The 19,004-nt window shown below is 63.2% G+C and carries 12 protein-coding genes and 1 pseudogene; 5 read left to right on the top strand and 8 right to left on the bottom strand.

The genetic code is table 11. The features are described from left to right. Positions 1-7 precede the first annotated feature (7 nt). The 4 genes from ligA to IMX18_RS05615 form a co-directional block, all read right to left on the bottom strand. Positions 8-2,338 carry an NAD-dependent DNA ligase LigA gene (gene ligA, locus IMX18_RS05630; protein ID WP_217191028.1) on the bottom strand — a complete coding sequence of 777 codons (2,331 nt, stop codon included), beginning with the start codon at positions 2,336-2,338 and terminating at the stop codon, positions 8-10. A 238-nt stretch (positions 2,339-2,576) separates the two neighbouring features. Then, complete coding sequence (zipA, locus tag IMX18_RS05625) at positions 2,577-3,467, bottom strand: cell division protein ZipA (protein WP_015271153.1); 891 nt, start codon at positions 3,465-3,467, stop codon at positions 2,577-2,579. A gap of 205 nt (positions 3,468-3,672) precedes the next feature. Further along, positions 3,673-7,161, bottom strand: a complete 3,489-nt coding sequence (smc, locus tag IMX18_RS05620) for a chromosome segregation protein SMC (RefSeq protein ID WP_217191030.1) — start codon at positions 7,159-7,161, stop codon at positions 3,673-3,675. 3 nt (positions 7,162-7,164) lie between these two features. Beyond that, positions 7,165-7,824: a GntR family transcriptional regulator gene (locus IMX18_RS05615; protein ID WP_015271155.1), complete on the bottom strand. Its 660-nt coding sequence runs from the start codon at positions 7,822-7,824 to the stop codon at positions 7,165-7,167. 268 nt (positions 7,825-8,092) lie between these two features. Here IMX18_RS05615 and xdhA point away from each other — a divergent pair, with 268 nt between their 5' ends. From xdhA to guaD, 4 genes are all read left to right on the top strand, one after another. Beyond that, positions 8,093-9,547, top strand: coding sequence for a xanthine dehydrogenase small subunit (xdhA, locus tag IMX18_RS05610; protein WP_217191032.1), 1,455 nt, complete (start codon positions 8,093-8,095; stop codon positions 9,545-9,547). Continuing rightward, positions 9,540-11,939: a xanthine dehydrogenase molybdopterin binding subunit gene (gene xdhB, locus IMX18_RS05605; protein ID WP_015271157.1), complete on the top strand. Its 2,400-nt coding sequence runs from the start codon at positions 9,540-9,542 to the stop codon at positions 11,937-11,939. Before xdhA ends, xdhB begins: the two co-directional genes overlap by 8 nt. 171 nt (positions 11,940-12,110) lie before the next feature. Next, the gene (xdhC, locus tag IMX18_RS05600; protein ID WP_015271158.1) at positions 12,111-12,956 is read left to right on the top strand and encodes a xanthine dehydrogenase accessory protein XdhC; all 846 of its coding nucleotides are present in this window, start codon (positions 12,111-12,113) and stop codon (positions 12,954-12,956) included. A 10-nt stretch (positions 12,957-12,966) separates the two neighbouring features. Next, on the top strand, positions 12,967-14,271 hold the full coding sequence (gene guaD / locus IMX18_RS05595; protein WP_015271159.1) for a guanine deaminase: 1,305 nt from the start codon (positions 12,967-12,969) through the stop codon (positions 14,269-14,271). Here guaD and aqpZ read toward each other — a convergent pair. After that, on the bottom strand, positions 14,268-14,966 hold the full coding sequence (aqpZ, locus tag IMX18_RS05590) for an aquaporin Z (protein WP_013973527.1): 699 nt from the start codon (positions 14,964-14,966) through the stop codon (positions 14,268-14,270). The two genes, guaD and aqpZ, sit on opposite strands and share 4 nt — an antisense overlap. Positions 14,967-15,200: 234 nt before the next feature. Next, complete coding sequence (locus IMX18_RS05585; protein ID WP_015271161.1) at positions 15,201-15,956, bottom strand: GntR family transcriptional regulator; 756 nt, start codon at positions 15,954-15,956, stop codon at positions 15,201-15,203. 282 nt (positions 15,957-16,238) lie between these two features. Here IMX18_RS05585 and IMX18_RS05580 point away from each other — a divergent pair, with 282 nt between their 5' ends. After that, positions 16,239-17,588 carry an NCS2 family permease gene (locus tag IMX18_RS05580; protein WP_013973528.1) on the top strand — a complete coding sequence of 450 codons (1,350 nt, stop codon included), beginning with the start codon at positions 16,239-16,241 and terminating at the stop codon, positions 17,586-17,588. 485 nt (positions 17,589-18,073) lie between these two features. On the opposite strand, the pseudogene IMX18_RS27930 reads toward IMX18_RS05580, so the two are convergent. Both IMX18_RS27930 and uraH read right to left on the bottom strand, forming a co-directional pair. Further along, positions 18,074-18,316 (bottom strand): annotated as a pseudogene (locus IMX18_RS27930) (RHS repeat-associated core domain-containing protein); the annotation flags it as partial. Positions 18,317-18,495: 179 nt separating this feature from the next. Beyond that, complete coding sequence (gene uraH, locus IMX18_RS05570) at positions 18,496-18,849, bottom strand: hydroxyisourate hydrolase (protein ID WP_003259496.1); 354 nt, start codon at positions 18,847-18,849, stop codon at positions 18,496-18,498. Between the last annotated feature and the right edge of the window lie 155 nt (positions 18,850-19,004).

Raw genomic sequence — 19,004 nt, 5'->3', positions numbered from 1 at the left:
TGGCCTGCTAGACAGCGATGCCCTGCTCGCCCAGGAAGGTGACGAAGGCATCTTCATCAAGCACCTTCACGCCCAACTCACTGGCCTTGGCCAGCTTGGACCCCGCCCCCGGCCCCGCCACCACGCAGTGGGTCTTGCCGGATACCGAACCCGCCACCTTGGCCCCCAGGCTTTCCAGCTTTTCCTTGGCGATGTCGCGGCTCATGCGCTCCAGGGTGCCGGTCAGCACCCAGGTCTGGCCAGCCAGCGGCAAGCCTTCGGCCACTTTCTTCTCGCTGCTCCAGTGCATGCCGAACGCCAGCAACTGTGCCTCGATGTCCCGGGCCAGCTTCTGGTTGGCTTCATCCTTGAAGAACTCGCGCACGGCTTCGGCCTGCTTGGCCGCCAGGGCCTGACGCAGGTCGATACCGTCGGCGGCGATGATCTTGTCCAGGCTGTCTAGCTTGGCCACCAGCTTCTCGGCACCGGTCGGGCCAACGGAGGCGATGTCGAGTTTGGCGATCATGCCGGCCAGGGTGGTGCTGGCGGCGAATTCGGCAGCCAGCTCGCCTTCGTCCTGCAGTTGCATGCCGCTGTCGAGCAGCTGCTTGATGACCTTGCGGTTGTGCTCGTCCTCGAAGAAGTTGTGGATCTCGTACGCCACCTCCAGGCCGATGTCCGGCAGGTAGGTGAGCACCTGCGGCAGCGCTTGCTGCACGCGCGCCAGGCTGCCCAGCGAGCGGGCCAGCACCTTCGCGGTCTCCTCGCCTACGTCCGGGATACCCAGGGCGTAGATGAAGCGCGCCAGGCCCGGGCGCTTGCTGGCTTCGATGGCATCCAGCAGCTTCTTGCTGGACACTTCGGCAAAGCCTTCCAGGCCGACGACCTGGTCGAATTCCAGCTTGTACAGGTCGGCCGGCGAGCCGATCAGGCCTTCGTCCACCAGTTGCTCGACGCTCTTCTCGCCCAGGCCGTCGATGTCCATGGCGCGGCGCGACACGTAGTGGATGATTGCCTGCTTGAGCTGGGCGCCACAGGCCAGGCGACCGACGCAGCGGTACACCGCCCCCTCGCTGGTGGTTTCCTTGCCCTTGCTACGCTTGACCAACTGGGTACGCTCGACCTGCGAGCCGCATACCGGGCACTCACTCGGCACCTGCACCGGGCGCGCATCTTCCGGGCGGCGCTCCAGCACCACCTGCATCACCTGCGGAATCACGTCACCGGCGCGGCGGATGATCACCGTGTCGCCAATGCGCAGGCCCAGGCGGGCGATTTCGTCCATGTTGTGCAGGGTGGCGTTGGACACGGTCACACCGGCCACCTTGACCGGCTTAAGGCGTGCCACGGGCGTTACCGCGCCGGTGCGGCCGACCTGGAACTCGACATCCAGCACCTCGGTCAGCTCCTCCATGGCCGGGAACTTGTGGGCAATCGCCCAGCGCGGCTCACGAGCACGGAAGCCCAGTTCGCGCTGGGCGGCCAGGCTGTTGACCTTGAACACCACGCCGTCGATTTCGTAGGGCAGGCTGTTGCGTCGCTCGCCGATGTCGCGGTAGTAGGCCAGGCATTCTTCGATACCGGCGGCATGCTTGAGTTCGCGGCTGATCGGCAACCCCCACGCCTTGAGCTGTTCGAGGATGCCGATGTGGCTGTCGCCAATGCTCGCAGACACCTGGCCGACGCCATAGCAACAGAACTCCAACGGCCGGCTGGCGGTGATTTTCGAGTCCAGCTGACGCAGGCTGCCGGCTGCGGCGTTGCGCGGGTTGGCGAAAGTCTTGCCACCGGCTTCGGCCTGGGCGGCGTTGAGCCGGTCGAAACCGGCCTTGCTCATGTACACCTCGCCGCGCACCTCCAGCACCGCAGGCCATCCCTCGCCTTGCAGCCTGAGCGGGATGTTGCGCACGGTGCGTACGTTGGCACTGATGTCTTCGCCGGTGGTGCCGTCGCCACGGGTGGCGCCCTGTACGAGCAGACCGTCGCGGTACAGCAAGCTCACGGCCAGGCCGTCGAGCTTGGGCTCGCAGCTGTAGTCGACCGCACCGGGCTGGTCGAGGCCGTCTACCACGCGGCGGCCGAACTCACGCAGGTCGGCTTCTTCGAAAGCGTTGCCCAGGCTGAGCATGGGCACTTCGTGGCGGACCTGGCTGAACGCGGCCAGGGCTGCGCCACCGACGCGCTGGGTGGGCGAGTCGGGGGTTACCAGGTGCGGGTATTCGGCTTCAAGCGCCTTGAGCTCGTTGAACAGGCGGTCGTATTCGGCATCGGGCACACTGGGCTCATCGAGCACGTAGTAGCGGTAGTTGTGCTGGTCGAGCTCGGCACGCAGTTCGTGGATACGGGTTTCGGCGGTCATGGAATTTGTCTTCTCTTGCAAAGCAAAAGAGCAGCCTGGGGGTGGTGCCGGGGGTTTGAGGTATTTATTGCCTGTGCCGGCCTCTTCGCGGGTAAACCCGCTCCTACAGGGACACCACAAACCTCAAGGGCTGTGGTGTCCCTGTAGGAGCGGGTTTACCCGCGAAGGGGCCGGAACAGGCGATAACAACACCCGAACCGACCAGCACGCCCTGAGGCTGCTCTTTCGTCTGGATCTGTCAGCGCTTCTGGGTCAGCGCACGGCGCTCGAACTCGACGATGCGCTGGCGATAGTGCTCGATGGTCTGGGCGGTCAGCACGCTGCGCTGGTCGTCCTTGAGCTCACCGTTCAGTTCGTGCGCCAGCTTGCGTGCCGCAGCCACCATCACGTCGAAGGCCTGCTTCGGATGACGCGGGCCCGGCAGGCCGAGGAAGAAGCTCACCGCGCGGGTGCTGAAGTGGTCGATGTCGTCCAGGTCGAACACGCCGGGCTTGACGGCGTTGGCCATGGAGAACAGCACCTCGCCGTGACCGGCCATGCTCTCGTGACGGTGGAAGATGTCCATTTCGCCGAAGCGCAGGCCGCTTTCCAGAATGTTCTGCAGCAGCGCCGGGCCCTTGAAGCCACCCTCGTCGCGGGAGATGACACTGATCACCAGCACTTCCTCGGCCGGCGGCAGCTCCTTGACGCTGCTGCTGGCAGGCGCAGCACCGTTGCTGCGGGTATTTTCCGCGGCAAAGTCGTCATCGCTGTCGGCAAACAGGTCGGGCTCGCGTGGCTCGGCGCTGAGGTTCAGGTCGCCCTGCTGTGCATCCGCAGCAGCGGTGGCGCGCTTGCCGCGCTTGGCAGCCTTGGCCGGCTTGGGCTCGCGCTCGCGATCACGCGCAGAAGCACTGAGCGACGGCAGGTCGCTTTCGTCCAGCTCAGGCTCCTTGTGGGTATCCAGCACCCGCGACGGGCCAAGCACTTCGGCATTGCCCTCTTCGTCCGGCAGGTTGGAATAACTGCGATCCAGACGGAATTTCAACTTGCCTTTCCCGCCGCGCATGCGGCGCCAGCCGTCGAAAAGAATCCCGGCAATGACAATGATGCCGATGACGATCAGCCACTCGCGCAGACCGATTTCCATGTAATCCCGTGCCTCTATAAAAATATGCTTGAAAACAAAGGGTTCAAAGCCCTTTAACACGTGGCGCCAACTCTATGTTCTGACAGGCGTTTTACCCACGCAAAAAACGAGTGACATTAAGCTAGCACGACCAAAGACAACTTTACACCGTCTGTCGCACATGGCGGGGGCATTTCGCTACGGAATATGCCCTTATCGTCGAGCATCAGGCATCGACCATGGCCATGGCCTCCTCCACGTCGACGGCAACCAGACGTGAACAGCCCGGTTCATGCATGGTCACCCCCATCAACTGATCCGCCATCTCCATGGCAATCTTGTTATGGGTGATGTAAATGAACTGCACGCTTTCACTCATTTCCTTGACCAGACGGGCGTAGCGCCCGACGTTGGCATCGTCCAGCGGCGCGTCGACTTCGTCGAGCATGCAGAACGGTGCGGGGTTCAACTTGAAGATGGCAAACACCAGCGCCAATGCGGTCAGTGCCTTCTCGCCGCCGGACAGCAGATGGATGGTGCTGTTCTTCTTGCCCGGTGGCCGCGCCATGATCGTTACCCCTGTATCGAGTAGATCTTCGCCCGTCAGTTCCAGATAAGCGCTGCCACCACCGAAAACTTTTGGGAAAAGTGCCTGTAATCCGGCATTTATCTGATCAAAGGTATCCTTGAAGCGGTTGCGGGTTTCCTTGTCGATCTTGCGAATGACGTTTTCCAGGGTCTCCAGGGCTTCGACCAGGTCGGCGTCCTGGGCGTCCAGGTAGCGCTTGCGCTCGGACTGCTGCTCGTACTCTTCGATGGCCGCCAGGTTGATCGCCCCCAGGCGCTGGATACGCGCCTCGAGCTGCTCCAGCTCCTGTTCGGTACCCTGCTCGCTGGCCTCGGCCTCGAGAGTGGCGAGCACACCTTGCAGGTCGTAGCCATCGGCCAGCAACTGCTCCTGCAAGGTCTTGCGCCGCACATCCAGGCCTTGGCACTCCAGGCGCAGCTGCTCCAGCTGGCCACGCAGCAATTGGGCCTGCTGCTCGGCCTGGGTACGACGCTTTTCGGCGTCACGCAGTTCGCGGTCGGCTTCGTCCATGTGCAGGCGGGCCTGGCGCATTTCCTCGTCGACGCTCATGCGCTGCTCCAACAGCTCTTCCAGCTTCAGGCGCAGTTCTTCCTGCGGGGCCTCGCCCTCTTCCAGGTTCAGGCTCAGTTGCTCCTGGCGCTCGATCAGGCGCGCGGCCTGCTGCTCCAGGCGCTCCAGTGCCTGCCGGGTGGAGTCGTGCTGGGCACGCAGCGAGCCCAGGCGGACAGCCAGCTGGTGGGCGTGATCCTTGTGCTGGCGGGCCTCCTGGCGCACGCGATCGAGGCTTTCGCGCAAAGTGTCGCGGCGGGCCATCAACTGCTCGCGCTGCTCGGTGTCCTGGGCCATCAGCTCCAGGGCCTCCTGCAGCAGCAGGCGGGCTTCGCCCAGTTGCTCATGTTCCAGAGCGCGCTGTTCTTCCAGTTCGGCCAGCTCTTCCTGCAGGCGCCGGCGGCGCAGTTCGACCTGCTCGGCACGTGCGCGGCCAGCCGACAGGTTGGCCTTCAGCTCGCCATGCAGGCGGCTTTCTTCCTGGGTGCGACGGCGCAGTTGTTCACGCTGTTCTTCAAGGTCCAGCTGCTGCTCGCGCAGGGCCTGCAGTTGCTGTTCCAACTGCTCCAGCGCCGCTTCCTGCTCCAGTTGCTCCTGGCCGAGGCGCTCGATCTCCTGGCCGCGTGCCAGCACGCCGCCTTCGGCTTCGCCGCCACGGCGCACCCGCAGGAAGTGTCGGCCAACCCAGTAGCCATCGCGGCTGACCAGGCTCTGGCCTTCACCGAGCGACGCGCGCTGTGCCAGCGCCTGGGCAAGGTCTTCCACGGGTTTGACGTGGCCTAGCCAGGGCGACAGGTCGACACGGCCTTCGACCTTTTCCAGCAGGCTACCAGGCAGCGACGAGCCGGTACCGCTCGCCAGCAGCAAGCGCAACTCGCCCTGCTCCAGGCCGGCAAAATCGAGGTTACCGAGGTCGTCCACCAGTACAGCCTGCAGGTCGGCGCCAAGCACGGTTTCTACCGCAAGCTCCCAGCCCGGCTCAACCCGCAACCCTTCAGCCAGCCGCGGCCGTTGCGCCAGGCCTTGGCCCTGCAGCCAGTCCGCAGCACCTGCACCCGGCTCCAGGGTAGCCTGCTGCAAGGCTTCGAGCGAGGCCAGGCGGCCGCCCAGGCGTTGCAGGTCGCCCTGCGCCTGCTGTTGGGCCTGGGTGGCCTGCTGCAGTTGTTCACGCGCGCCTTCCAGGCGCTCGACCACCTGCTCTTCGGACAACTGCAACTCTTCCAGCAACATTTCGCTACTGGCCAGCTGCTCGGCCAGTTCGAGCATGGCCGCATCCTGCGGGTCGCTGCCCAGCAGCTCGCGCTCCTCGCCCAGCTTGCGTTGGCGCTCGGCCTGGCGTTCCAGGCTGGCTTCCAGCTGCTGCAGACGCGCCTGCTGCACTTCGGCCTGGCGGCGCGGCTCGGCGGAACGGCTGTTGAAGCTGTCCCACTGTTCCTGCCAGCCGTGCATGCCCAGCTCGGCCTCTTCAAGGGCAGCGGCGGCTTCTTCGGCAGCGGCCAGGGTCATTTCCTGCTCGGGTTCGAGCATTGCCAGCTCTTCGCCCAAGGTAGCCAGCAGGGTGCGGTCGTGCCCGAGGTGCGACTCGGTCTCCAGGCGCGTGCGCTCGGCTTCCTTGAAGTCATCCTGCAACTGGCGCAGGCGCTGCTGGCCGTGCTGGATGCTCTGCTCGACCCGGGCGATGTCACCGGCCACCGAGTAGAAGCGGCCCTGCACCTGGTTGAAGCGCTCGGACAATTCGTGATGGCCATCGCGCAAGCGCTCGATGCTGGCATCGGCATTGCGCTGCTCGGCCACCAGCGCCTCATGGGACACATCCTGGTCGCCGATCACCGCCTCGCGCTGGCGCACCCGTTCGTCCAGATCACGCCAGCGCAAGGCCGACAGGCGCGCCTTCAACTGGCGTTCCTGGGCTTTGTATTCCCGGTACTTCTCGGCTGCCTGGGCCTGGCGGTGCAGGCGCTCCAGCTGGCGTTCCAGCTCTTCGCGCAGGTCGGTCAGGCGCGCCAGGTTTTCCTGGGTGCGGCGGATGCGGCTCTCGGTTTCCCGGCGGCGTTCCTTGTACTTGGAAATACCGGCGGCTTCCTCGATGAAGTTGCGCAGCTCCTCGGGCTTGGCCTCGATCAGCTTGGAGATCATGCCTTGCTCGATGATCGAGTAGCTGCGAGGCCCCAGGCCGGTGCCGAGGAAGATGTCGGTGATATCGCGCCGGCGGCACTTGGTACCGTTGAGGTAGTAGCTGTTCTGCCCGTCGCGGGTGACCTTGCGGCGGATCGAGATCTCGGCGTAGGCGGCGTATTCGCCGACCAGGGTGGTTTCGCTGTTGTCGAACACCAGCTCGATGCTGGCCTGGCTGACCGGCTTGCGGCCACTGGAGCCGTTGAAGATGACATCGGTCATCGACTCGCCGCGCAGGTTCTTCGCCGAACTTTCGCCCATCACCCAGCGCACGGCATCGATGATGTTGGACTTGCCACAGCCGTTGGGGCCGACCACGGCCGCCATGTTGCTGGGGAAGTTGACCGTGGTCGGGTCGACGAACGACTTGAACCCGGCCAGGCGAATGCACTTCAGGCGCATCGGTCAGCCTCGGGCCAACGCCGCCAGCACCAGTTCGCAGCTGCGCTGGCCATAGGCGGTGAGCACCTCGCGAATGCGCGGCAGGTCACGGGCGATCACGGCGTCGAGCAGGCGGGCGAACAGGTCCAGGTAATCGATCATGTTGGCCTGGCGCTGGTCCAGCGACAGGTAGTAGGCACGGCTCATCGCCGGCTGCAGGTTTTCCACGGTTTCCTGCAGGAAAGGGTTGTCAGCGAACGGATAGGCCGCCCGCATGACCGCGAAGCTGTCGGCGACGAAGGCCTTGATGTCCAGCTGGTCATGGGCTCGCTGCAGGCGCTGCTGGATCTCCAGGAACGGGCGCAGGTCGGCATCGGTGCGCCATTTTTGCGCAACCGCGTTACCCAGCAGGATGTAGAACTCGCCCATCAGTGCACACAGGCTGCGCACACTGCGCTCGTCGAGCTCGGTCACATGGGCACCCCGGCGCGGCAGGATCGCCACCAGGTGGCGGCGTTCGAGGATCAGCAGCGCCTCGCGCACCGAGCCGCGGCTGACGTTGAGTGCCTGGGTGACCTTCTGCTCCTGGATACGCTCGCCTGGCGCCAGCTCGCCACGGATGATGCGTTCGGCCAGGTAATCGGCAATCTGCTCGGAGAGGCTGTCCGGGGCCTTGAACGTCATGGTTTTCCTTCAAAATCATTGAACTGGGCACAAGGAGCGGATTGTAGCGTACTTGGCCGGTAATCGCGCAGAGGGGCCTGGCGGTTTATTTGACCTGCAAGGCAACCACACGCCCGGCGCGATCTATGCTTGGAATATGGGCAATGTGTGCGGCCGGGCTTGGACATGAGCAATTTCTTGACCTTTGAGTCAGAAAAATATTGACCAGCTGGACAGCTCTTGCTTAGAGTCCGCCCAACAACAATAAAACCATTGCGAGGCCATCCCCGTGATCCAGTTTCTCGTAAACCAGGAGCTGCGTAGTGAGCATGCCCTGGACCCGAACATGACGGTGCTGCAGTACCTGCGCGAGCACCTGGGCAAACCTGGCACCAAGGAGGGCTGCGCCAGTGGTGACTGCGGTGCCTGCACCGTGGTGGTCGGCGAGCTGACCCAGGACGACCAGGGCAACGACAGCATCCGCTACCGTAGCCTCAACTCGTGCCTGACCTTCGTCTCGTCGCTGCACGGCAAGCAACTGATCAGCGTCGAGGGTCTCAAGCACCAGGGCCAGCTGCACAGCGTGCAACAGGCCATGGCCGATTGCCATGGCTCGCAGTGCGGCTTCTGTACACCCGGCTTCGTCATGTCGCTGTTCGCCCTGCAGAAGAACAGCAGCGGCCCCGACCTGCACCAGGCCCAGGAAGCCCTGGCCGGCAACCTGTGCCGCTGCACCGGCTACCGGCCGATCCTCGACGCCGCCGAACAGAGCTGCCGCCAGCCCTGCCGCGACCAGTTCGATGCCCAGCAGGCACAGACCATCAGCCGCCTCAAGGCCATTGCCCCAACCCAGACCGGCGAACTGAACAGTGGCGACAAGCGCTGCCTGGTGCCACTGACCGTGGCCGACCTGGCCGACCTGTACAGCTCGCACCCCGAAGCGCGGCTGCTGGCCGGCGGTACCGACCTGGCACTGGAAGTCACCCAGTTTCACAAGACCTTGCCGGTGATGATCTACGTAGGCCATGTGGCCGAGCTCAAGCGCATCGAGAAAACCGCCAGCCACCTGGAAATCGGCGCCGCCACACCGCTCACCGACTGCTACGGTGCGCTGAACGAGGAATACCCGGACTTCGGTGCCCTGCTGCACCGCTTCGCCTCGCTGCAGATCCGCAACCAGGGCACCCTGGGCGGCAATATCGGCAACGCTTCGCCAATCGGTGACTCGCCACCCCTGCTGATTGCCCTGGATGCGCAGATCGTCCTGCGCCAGGGCGAGCGCCAGCGGGTGATGCCACTGGAAGACTACTTCATCGACTACCGCATCACCGCCCGCCAGGACAGCGAGTTCATCGAGAAAATCATCGTGCCGCGCGCCACCAGCGATTGGGCGTTCCGCGCCTATAAAGTGTCCAAGCGCCTGGACGATGACATTTCTGCCGTGTGCGGCGCCTTCAACCTGAGCATCGAAGACGGCGTGGTCAGCGGTGCGCGCATCGCCTTCGGCGGCATGGCGGCAATCCCCAAACGGGCCCGTGCCTGCGAAGCAGCGCTACGCGGCAAGCCGTGGAACCAGGCTGCCATCGAGCGCGCCTGCCAGGCCCTGGCGGAAGACTTCACCCCGCTCAGCGACTTCCGCGCCAGCAAGGAATACCGCCTGCTGACCGCCCAGAACCTGCTGCGCAAGTACTTCATCGAACAGCAAACGCCGTACATCGAAACCCGGGTGACCGCTTATGTCTAACCATCACGTAGCCAAGAGCCAGGCCGAGATGGCCGAACTGTTCAGCCAGGACCTGACCACCGGGGTCGGCCGCAGCGTCAAGCATGACAGCGCCGACAAGCATGTGTCCGGCGAGGCGGTGTATATCGACGACCGCCTGGAATTCCCCAACCAGCTGCACGTCTATGCGCGCACCGCCGACCGCGCCCACGCGCGCATCCTGCGCATCGACACCACGCCGTGCTATGCCTTCGAGGGCGTGCGTATCGCCATCACCCACGAAGACATCCCTGGCCTCAAGGACATCGGCCCGGTGGTGGCCGGCGACCCGCTGCTGGCCATCGACAAGGTCGAGTTCTTCGGCCAGCCGGTGCTCGCCGTGGCCGCCCGCGACCTCGACACCGCACGCCGTGCGGCCATGGCCGCCATCGTCGAGTATGAAGACCTGGAACCGGTGCTGGATGTGGTCGAGGCATTGCGCAAGAAGCACTTCGTGCTCGACAGCCACACCCACCAGCGTGGCGATTCCGCCGCTGCCCTGGCCAGTGCACCGCACCGCATCCAGGGCACCCTGCACATCGGTGGCCAGGAGCACTTCTACCTGGAAACGCAGATTTCCTCGGTGATGCCCACCGAAGACGGCGGCATGATCGTCTACTGCTCCACGCAAAACCCCACCGAAGTGCAGAAACTGGTCGCCGAAGTACTCGACGTGCCAATGAACAAGGTGGTGCTGGACATGCGCCGCATGGGTGGCGGTTTTGGTGGCAAGGAAACCCAGGCCGCCAGCCCGGCGTGCCTGTGCGCCGTGGTGGCGCGCCTGACCGGCCAGCCGACCAAGATGCGCCTGCCACGGGTCGAAGACATGACCATGACCGGCAAACGCCACCCGTTCTACGTCGAGTACGACGTGGGCTTCGACGACGACGGGCGCCTGCACGGCATCAACTTCGACCTGGCCGGCAACTGCGGCTACTCGCCCGACCTGTCCGGTTCGATCGTCGACCGCGCCATGTTCCACTCCGACAATGCCTACTACCTGGGCGATGCCACCGTGCACGGCCACCGCTGCAAGACCAACACCGCCTCCAACACCGCCTACCGCGGCTTCGGCGGCCCGCAGGGGATGGTCGCCATCGAGCAGGTGATGGACCACATCGCCCGCCACCTGGGCCGCGACCCGCTGGCGGTGCGCAAGGCCAACTACTACGGCAAGACCGAGCGCAACGTCACCCACTACTACCAGACCGTCGAGCACAACATGCTCGAAGAGATGACCGCCGAACTGGAAGCCAGCAGTGACTATGCCGAGCGCCGCGAGTCGATCCGCCGCTTCAACGCCAACAGCCCGATCCTGAAGAAGGGCCTGGCGCTGACCCCGGTCAAGTTCGGTATTTCGTTCACCGCCACCTTCCTCAACCAGGCCGGTGCGCTGATCCATATCTACACCGACGGCAGCATCCACCTGAACCACGGTGGCACCGAGATGGGCCAGGGCCTGAACACCAAGGTGGCACAGGTGGTGGCGCAGATCTTCCAGGTCGATTTCAGCCGTATCCAGATCACCGCCACCAATACTGACAAGGTGCCCAACACCTCACCGACCGCTGCCTCCAGTGGTGCCGACCTGAACGGCAAGGCAGCGCAGAACGCTGCGGAGATCCTCAAGAAGCGCCTGACCGAGTTCGCCGCGCGGCACTACCAGGTGACCGAGGAAGACGTCGAGTTCCGCAACGGCCATGTGCGCGTGCGCGACCAGATCGTCAGCTTCGAGCAGCTGGTGCAGCAGGCCTATTTTGCCCAAGTGTCGCTGTCCAGCACCGGTTTCTACCGCACGCCGAAGATCTACTACGACCGCAGCCAGGCACGTGGCCGGCCGTTCTACTACTTCGCCTTCGGCGCCGCCTGCGTGGAGGTGGTGGTCGACACCCTGACCGGCGAATACAAGATGCTGCGCGCCGACATCCTGCACGATGTGGGTGATTCGCTGAACCCGGCCATCGACATCGGCCAGGTGGAAGGCGGCTTCATCCAGGGCATGGGCTGGCTGACCACCGAAGAACTGGTGTGGAACGCCAAGGGCAAGCTGATGACCAACGGCCCGGCCAGCTACAAGATCCCGGCAGTGGCGGACATGCCGCTGGATTTGCGGGTAAAGCTGGTGGAAAACCGCAAGAACCCTGAGGACACCGTGTTCCACTCCAAGGCCGTGGGCGAACCGCCGTTCATGCTCGGCATCGCCGCCTGGTGCGCGATCAAGGACGCCGTGGCCAGCATCGCCGACTACCGCGTGCAGCCACAGGTGGATGCACCGGCGACGCCGGAGCGGGTGTTGTGGGGTTGCGAGCAGATGCGCAAGGCGGTGGCTGCAGCGCAACCTGCCGAGCCGGAGCTGGAAACCGTCACCCAGTAACTCCGCCGGCCCGCTTTTTGTAGGAGCGGCCTTGTGTCGCGAAAGGGCCGCGCAGCGGCCCCAAAAAACTGTACAGCAACATGGATTTCTGGGGCTGCTGCGCAGCCCTTTCGCGACACAAGGCCGCTCCTACACAAAGCGGACCGCGTTGTCCTGAAGAGGATCTGCATCATGCACCAATGGATCAACGCCCTCGCCGACCACCAGTCCCGTGGCGAAGCCTGCGTGCTGGTTACCATCATCGAGGAGCGCGGCTCGACCCCGCGCAATGCCGGCTCGAAAATGGTCGTCAGCGCCAGCGGCCTGTTCGACACCATCGGCGGCGGCCACCTGGAATACAAGGCCCTGCACATCGCCCGGCAAATGCTCGAAGAGCACCGCACCACCCCGCATCTGGAGCGCTTCAGCCTCGGTGCCAGCCTTGGCCAGTGCTGCGGCGGCGTCACTGTGCTGCTGTTCGAGCCCATGGCCGCGGTGCAGGCGCAGATCGCGGTGTTCGGCGCGGGCCATGTCGGCCGGGCTCTGGTACCCTTGCTCGCCGCGCTGCCCTGCCGGGTGCGCTGGATCGATTCGCGCGAGCAGGAATTCCCCGCCCTGATCCCCGACGGGGTGACCAAGGTGGTCAGCGAGGATCCGGTCGACGAAGTGGCAGAGCTGCCGCCAGGCTGCTACTGCATCGTCATGACCCACAACCACCAGCTCGACCTGGAATTGACCGCCGCCATTCTCAAGCGCAACGACTTCACCTGGTTCGGCCTGATCGGCTCGAAGACCAAACGGGTCAAGTTCGAACACCGCCTGCGCGAGCGCGGCTATGACGAGGCCGTGATGGCGCGCATGCGCTGCCCGATGGGCCTGGCCGAGGTCAAGGGCAAGCTGCCCATCGAGATCGCCGTGTCCATCGCCGGTGAAATCATCGCCACCTACAACGCCTGCTTCGGCCAGCACGACGCTGCCGCCAATGCCGGCCCCATTGCCCAGTTGCTGCCGCCCTCCCGGCGCAGCCAAGCCATTTGACGAGTGTGTTATGACCGTTACCCGCAAAGCCTACCGTGCCGCCATCCTGCACAGCATCGCCGACCCGGCCGAGGTGGGCCTGGAGGCTTCCCATGAATACTTCGAGGACGGCCTGCTGGTGGTCGACAATGGCCGCATCAGCGCCGTAGGCCACGCCGCCGAACTGTTGCCGACCCTGGACGCCGATATCCCGGTCGAGCACTACCAGGACGCATTGATCACCCCAGGCTTCATCGACACCCATATCCATTTCCCGCAGACCGGCATGATCGGCTCCTACGGCGAGCAGCTGCTGGACTGGCTGAACACCTACACCTTCCCCTGCGAAAAGCAGTTCGCCGACAAGGGCCACGCCGACCAGGTGGCCAAGATCTTCCTCAAGGAACTGCTGCGCAACGGCACCACCACCGCCCTGGTGTTCGGCAGTGTGCACCCGGAATCGGTCAATGCCCTGTTCGAAGAAGCCGAACGCCTGGACCTGCGCCTGATCGCCGGCAAGGTGATGATGGACCGCAACGCCCCGGACTACCTGACCGATACCGCAGAGTCCGGCTATACCGAAAGCAAGGCACTGATCGAGCGCTGGCACGGCAAGGGCCGCCTGCATTATGCAGTCACCCCGCGCTTCGCCCCGACCAGTACGCCTGAACAGCTGGCGCTGGCGGGCCAACTGCTCAAGGAACACCCGGGCGTGTACATGCACACGCACCTGTCGGAAAACCTCAAGGAAATCGATTGGGTCAAGTCGCTGTTCCCCGAGCAGAAGGGTTACCTGGACGTATACGACCACTTCGAGCTGCTGGGCGAACGCTCGGTATTCGCCCATGGCGTGCACCTGTGCGATGACGAATGCCAGCGCCTGGCCGAAACCGGCTCGGCGGTGGCCTTCTGCCCCACCTCCAACCTGTTCCTCGGCAGCGGCCTGTTCAACCTGCCCCAGGCCGAGCGCTTCAAGGTCAATGTGGGCCTGGGCACTGACGTTGGCGCCGGCACCAGCTTCTCGCTGCTCAACACCCTGAACGAGGCGTACAAGGTGATGCAACTGCAGGGCGCACGCCTGCACCCGTACAAGTCACTGTACCTGGCCACCCTCGGCGGCGCCCGCGCGCTGCGCCTGGACGACCGCATCGGCAGCCTGCGCCCGGGCAACGATGCCGACTTCGTGGTACTGGACTACAAGGCCACGCCACTGCTGGACTACCGCATTCAGCAGTCCAACAGCATCGAGGAAACCCTGTTCGTGCTGACCACCCTCGGCGACGACCGCACCGTGCGTGAAACCTACGCCGCTGGGCGTTGCGTGCACCAGCGCTAAGGTTCTTTTGCCAGACCCCGGTACAGTGCGCCGCCGATCGCAGCACCAATCAGCGGCGCCACCCAGAACAGCCACAGCTGTTGCAGGGCCCAGCCACCGACGAACAAGGCCGGCCCCGTGCTACGCGCGGGGTTGACCGAGGTATTGGTCACCGGGATCGAGATCAGGTGGATCAGGGTCAAAGCCAAACCGATGGCGATCGGCGCAAACCCCGCCGGCGCCCGGGCGTCGGTAGCGCCCATGATCACCACCAGGAACATCGCCGTCATCACCACTTCACTGACAAAGCCCGCCCCGAGCGTGTAGCCGCCAGGCGAGTGGTCGGCGTAGCCGTTCGAAGCCAATCCCGCAGACAGCTCGAAACCTGACTTGCCGCTGGCGATGAGGTAGATCACACCTGCCGCCAGAATGGCGCCGATCACCTGGGCGATCACGTAGGGCAGCAGCTCTTTGGCCGGAAAGCGCCCGCCCACCACCAGCCCGAACGACACCGCGGGGTTGAGGTGACAGCCGGAGATATGGCCGATGGCGAAGGCCATGGTCAGCACGGTGAGGCCGAAGGCGAAGGCGACGCCAAGTACACCGATGCCGATGGGGGAGCTGGCGGCGAGTACCGCACTGCCGCAGCCGCCAAGCACCAGCCAGAAGGTGCCGACCAGCTCGGCCCCCATGCGTTTACCGAGGGACATGCTCATGAGTCCATTCCTCAAGAAGTTGAACGCAACGAATGCGCAAGCCCAACTGCTTGATGAAGGTTTGCTCACAAGAATTTAGCAGACACCAGGCTAATGGCCAGAAATGGCTGGGCCGCTTCGCGCCCCATTTGCAGCACAAGGCTGCTCCTACAGGGGTTATGCGATGCCTGTAGGAGCAGCCTTGTGCTGCGAATGGGCTGCAAAGCAGCCCCCTTCAGTCAACCAGGCAAACGATCAACCCTTGGCAGAAACCTTGGGCTTTTTCAGCAAGTGCGAGAACACCGCGTGCAGGTCGTCCGAGGCACTCTCCTCGTCCAGGTTCAGCTTGCTGTCGATGTGGTCCATGTGGTGCATCATCAGGCTCACCGCCTGCTCGGCATCGCGCGCCTCGATGGCATCGATCAGCTGCATGTGCTCGTCATACGAGCAATGCGAGCGGTTGCCGCTTTCGTACTGGGCGATGATCAACGAAGTCTGCGACACCAGGCTGCGCTGGAAGCTGACCAGCGGCGCATTGCCCGCAGCCTCGGCCAGCTTGAGGTGGAATTCGCCGGAAAGACGAATGCCGGCACCACGGTCACCACGCGAGAAGCTGTCGCGCTCCTCCCGCACCATCTGCCGCAGCTCGTTGAGCTGCTCGAGGGTAGCGTGCTGCACGGCCAGTTCGGTAATGGCCCGTTCGACCATGCGCCTGGAGAAGAACACCTGACGGGCTTCTTCCACCGTAGGGCTGGCCACCACTGCGCCGCGGTTCGGCCGCAACAGCACCACGCTTTCATGGGCCAGCCGCGACAACGCGCGGCGAATGATGGTGCGGCTGACGCCGAAGATCTCGCCCAGCGCTTCCTCGCTCAACTTGGTACCCGGTGCCAGACGCTGCTCGAGGATCGCCTCGAAAATATGCGCGTAGACGATGTCGTCCTGGGTACCACTGCGGCCAGCCTTGCCGGTACGCGCAGGTTTCTTCAGAGGTTGCAGCTGTTCGTTCATGGGCTCTCGAGGCACGAAGGAAAGTATGGCGCCATTGTACACAGGCTGAGCCGTTTCTGCAGGTGGCCTTTTACCTATATAGCCGTTGTACGACGTATTGCGCACACAAAAGATAAAACATTATTTGCTTTATTTGTACACAAAAGCATAATCCACCGAGCAACTTCTTGACCCATAAGTCAACAAACCGGTCAGACGTCTGCCTTCCCTCGCGGAGCCGCCAAGTGCATTGCGCAGGCCCATGGTTCCAGAACAACAAGAAAGACTTGAGGAGTACTCGCTGTGGAAAGCCGCAAATCCGAAGCCCCTACGCTGGATCTTGCTCCACCGCTCGAAACGAGCTGGCTGGAGCGGATTTTCAAACTCAAGCAACACGGCAGCACCGTCAGAACCGAAATGATCGCCGGCGTGACCACCTTCATCACCATGGCCTACATCATCTTCGTCAACCCCAACATCATGGCCGACGCAGGCATCGACCACGGTGCCGCCTTCGTCGCCACCTGCATCGCCGCCGCGCTGGGCTGCCTGCTGATGGGCCTGTACGCCAACTGGCCGGTGGGCCTGGCGCCGGGCATGGGGCTCAACGCCTTCTTCACCTACACCGTGGTCGGCACCATGGGCTACAACTGGGAAACGGCACTGGGCGCAGTATTCGTCTCGGGTGTGCTGTTCATGTTCCTGACCTTGTCGAAAGTGCGCGAATGGTTGCTCAACAGCATCCCGGTCAGCCTGCGCCATGCCATGGGGGCCGGCGTCGGATTGTTTCTCGGGCTGATCGGCCTGAAGACGGCAGGCATCATCGTCGACAGCCCCGCCACGCTGATCAAGCTGGGCTCGCTGCATGAGCCAGGGCCGCTGCTGGCGGCGGTGTGCTTCCTGCTGATCGCCATCCTCAGCTACAAGCGGGTGTTCGGCGCGATCCTGATCAGCATCATCGGTGTCACCCTGGCCGGCTGGGGTCTAGGGCTGGTCAAGTTTGGCGGGGTGATGTCGATGCCGCCGAGCCTGGCGCCGACCTGGATGGCCATGGACGTGGCTGGCGTGTTCAACGTCAGCATGATCAGCGTGGTGCTGGCGTTCCTGTTCGTGCACATGTTCGACACCGCCGGCACGCTAATGGGCGTGGCGCAGCGAGCCAACCTGGTGGCACCGGACGGGCGTATCGAGAACTTGTCGAAGGCGCTGAAGGCTGACAGCGCTTCGAGTGTGTTCGGTGCCGTGGTCGGTGTGCCGCCGGTGACCAGTTATGTGGAAAGTGCTGCCGGTGTGGCCGCTGGTGGCCGTACCGGCCTGACGGCGGTGGTGGTCGGCCTGCTGTTCATTGCCGCCATGTTCTTCGCGCCATTGGCCGGAATGATTCCGGCCTATGCCACCGCGGGCGCACTGATCTACGTGGCAATGCTGATGATGGGCAGCATGGCGCATATCCACTGGGACGAGGCCACCGACAGCATTCCGGCGATCGTCACGGTGATCATGATGCCGCTGACTTTCTCGGTCGCTGATGGTATTGCCCTGGGCTTCATCAGCTATGTGGCATTGAAGGCAGGTACCGGCAAGTACAAGGAAATCTCCGCCAGCCTGTGGGTGCTGTGCGCAATCTTCATTGCCAAGTTCGTGTTCCTCTGAACCCTCCACATCCAAAAAGGGCGCTCCGGCGCCCTTCTCTTTTATTTAGCCGGTGCTGGTTTTTTCGCGAAGATGCCCGTTCGAGGGAGTTCAGCTGGCGTCACGCCTGAAGGAACGGTTTCCCGCACGCTTACAACCTCAAATGCCGCCGGCAAGATCGCTACTACATCAAATACATCCTTTTTATAACCTACACCGGGGACCAGATTAAGATCCTTGCGCACGAGTACCGGCAGGACAACACCATCGTCGTAGGCATTAGCGTATGTTTTGGCGTGTTCAGGGGTTGGCGCGACATAGAAGCCTTGCCCTTGGGCTTGCCTATGAGGCTCTGAATACACTGGCGATAGCCCCTTAGCCAATGAAGGAATATTTTTTCGGCTCGTCCCGTGCCAGCCTACCAGTTTTGTAAATACCCCCTTGTTAGCAACTGCAGCCAGAACCTCTACTCGCTTGGGCGGCTTTGCAACCCCCATCAGCCTTTTCCAAAGGCTATGACCGCTTGGATCCTGGTAATTCACTGGGTCGCCCTGGCAGTAGGCATACGCGTTCAAACCACCTTGATCGAACGGACTCAAGCTGTCCGGGCTGTTGAACCGCATCAAAGAGGGAATGAATGCTCGATAACCATTACCCAAGTGGTAATGCTCGGTGACTGGGTCCAGTTGTTCACCGTTGAAGCCGAGTACACCCTGATCAGGCAGATGGTAGCCATAGGGCGCATACGCATTTTTTGTGTCCATCAGGCTGGCTCCTCAACTTGGTAGCTGATCATCCCAGATGAACCAAAAAGAGAGTACTGGCAGAAATGTGAGTGATTTGACCTGATATAAAAAACGCAGACGAAAAAAAGCCCGCCAGTGTGAGAGCGGGCCAAAGGACCTACGAAGATTCTTCTAGCGACCAACTAGCTTCCACGATAGGTCGAATAGCTGTACGGCGAGATCAGCAGCGGCACGTGGTAGTGCTCCTGCTGCTCGTCGATGCCAAAGCGCAGCACGACAACGTCCAGGAACGCCTGGGCCGGCAGCTGTACACCGCGAGCGCGGTAGTAGTCACCAGCGCTGAACTGCAGCTGGTAGACGCCGGTACGGTAGTCGTCACCCTGCAGCAGCGGCGCATCGACGCGGCCATCGCTGTTGGTCAGGGCGGTGTTCACCAGCTCAAGCTGCTGGCCTTCGACACGGTACAGCTCGACCTTGATCGAGCTGCCCGGGCAGCCATGCGCGGCATCCAGTACGTGTGTGGTCAAACGTCCCATTGCTTGTCGCCTCTTGTTCAATCTGTGGGCAAAAAATACTCAGCCGTCGCACCAGCATAGCGCCTGCGGCAGGCGGGAATGACGTCATTAAGACATTCCGAACAAAGATTGTACACAATTTTTTCAATCCATCTGTCGCCCGCAGCGAATCTTGC

This window comes from Pseudomonas shirazica (genome assembly GCF_015168335.1).
GTDB classification, from domain to species: Bacteria; Pseudomonadota; Gammaproteobacteria; order Pseudomonadales; family Pseudomonadaceae; genus Aquipseudomonas; species Aquipseudomonas asiatica.
The sequence above is the reverse complement of the archived record's forward strand: the minus strand, read 5'-3'. Positions and strand labels throughout refer to the sequence as shown.

Bases quoted from the DNA above. Each gene is read 5' to 3' on its own strand.
- ligA (WP_217191028.1), bottom strand. From the start codon at position 2,338: ATGACCGCCGAAACCCGTATCCACGAACTGCGTGCCGAGCTCGACCAG.
- zipA (WP_015271153.1), bottom strand. From the start codon at position 3,467: ATGGAAATCGGTCTGCGCGAGTGGCTGATCGTCATCGGCATCATTGTC.
- smc (WP_217191030.1), bottom strand. From the start codon at position 7,161: ATGCGCCTGAAGTGCATTCGCCTGGCCGGGTTCAAGTCGTTCGTCGAC.
- IMX18_RS05615 (WP_015271155.1), bottom strand. From the start codon at position 7,824: ATGACGTTCAAGGCCCCGGACAGCCTCTCCGAGCAGATTGCCGATTAC.
- xdhB (WP_015271157.1), top strand. From the start codon at position 9,540: ATGTCTAACCATCACGTAGCCAAGAGCCAGGCCGAGATGGCCGAACTG.
- xdhC (WP_015271158.1), top strand. From the start codon at position 12,111: ATGCACCAATGGATCAACGCCCTCGCCGACCACCAGTCCCGTGGCGAA.
- guaD (WP_015271159.1), top strand. From the start codon at position 12,967: ATGACCGTTACCCGCAAAGCCTACCGTGCCGCCATCCTGCACAGCATC.
- aqpZ (WP_013973527.1), bottom strand. From the start codon at position 14,966: ATGAGCATGTCCCTCGGTAAACGCATGGGGGCCGAGCTGGTCGGCACC.
- IMX18_RS05585 (WP_015271161.1), bottom strand. From the start codon at position 15,956: ATGAACGAACAGCTGCAACCTCTGAAGAAACCTGCGCGTACCGGCAAG.
- uraH (WP_003259496.1), bottom strand. From the start codon at position 18,849: ATGGGACGTTTGACCACACACGTACTGGATGCCGCGCATGGCTGCCCG.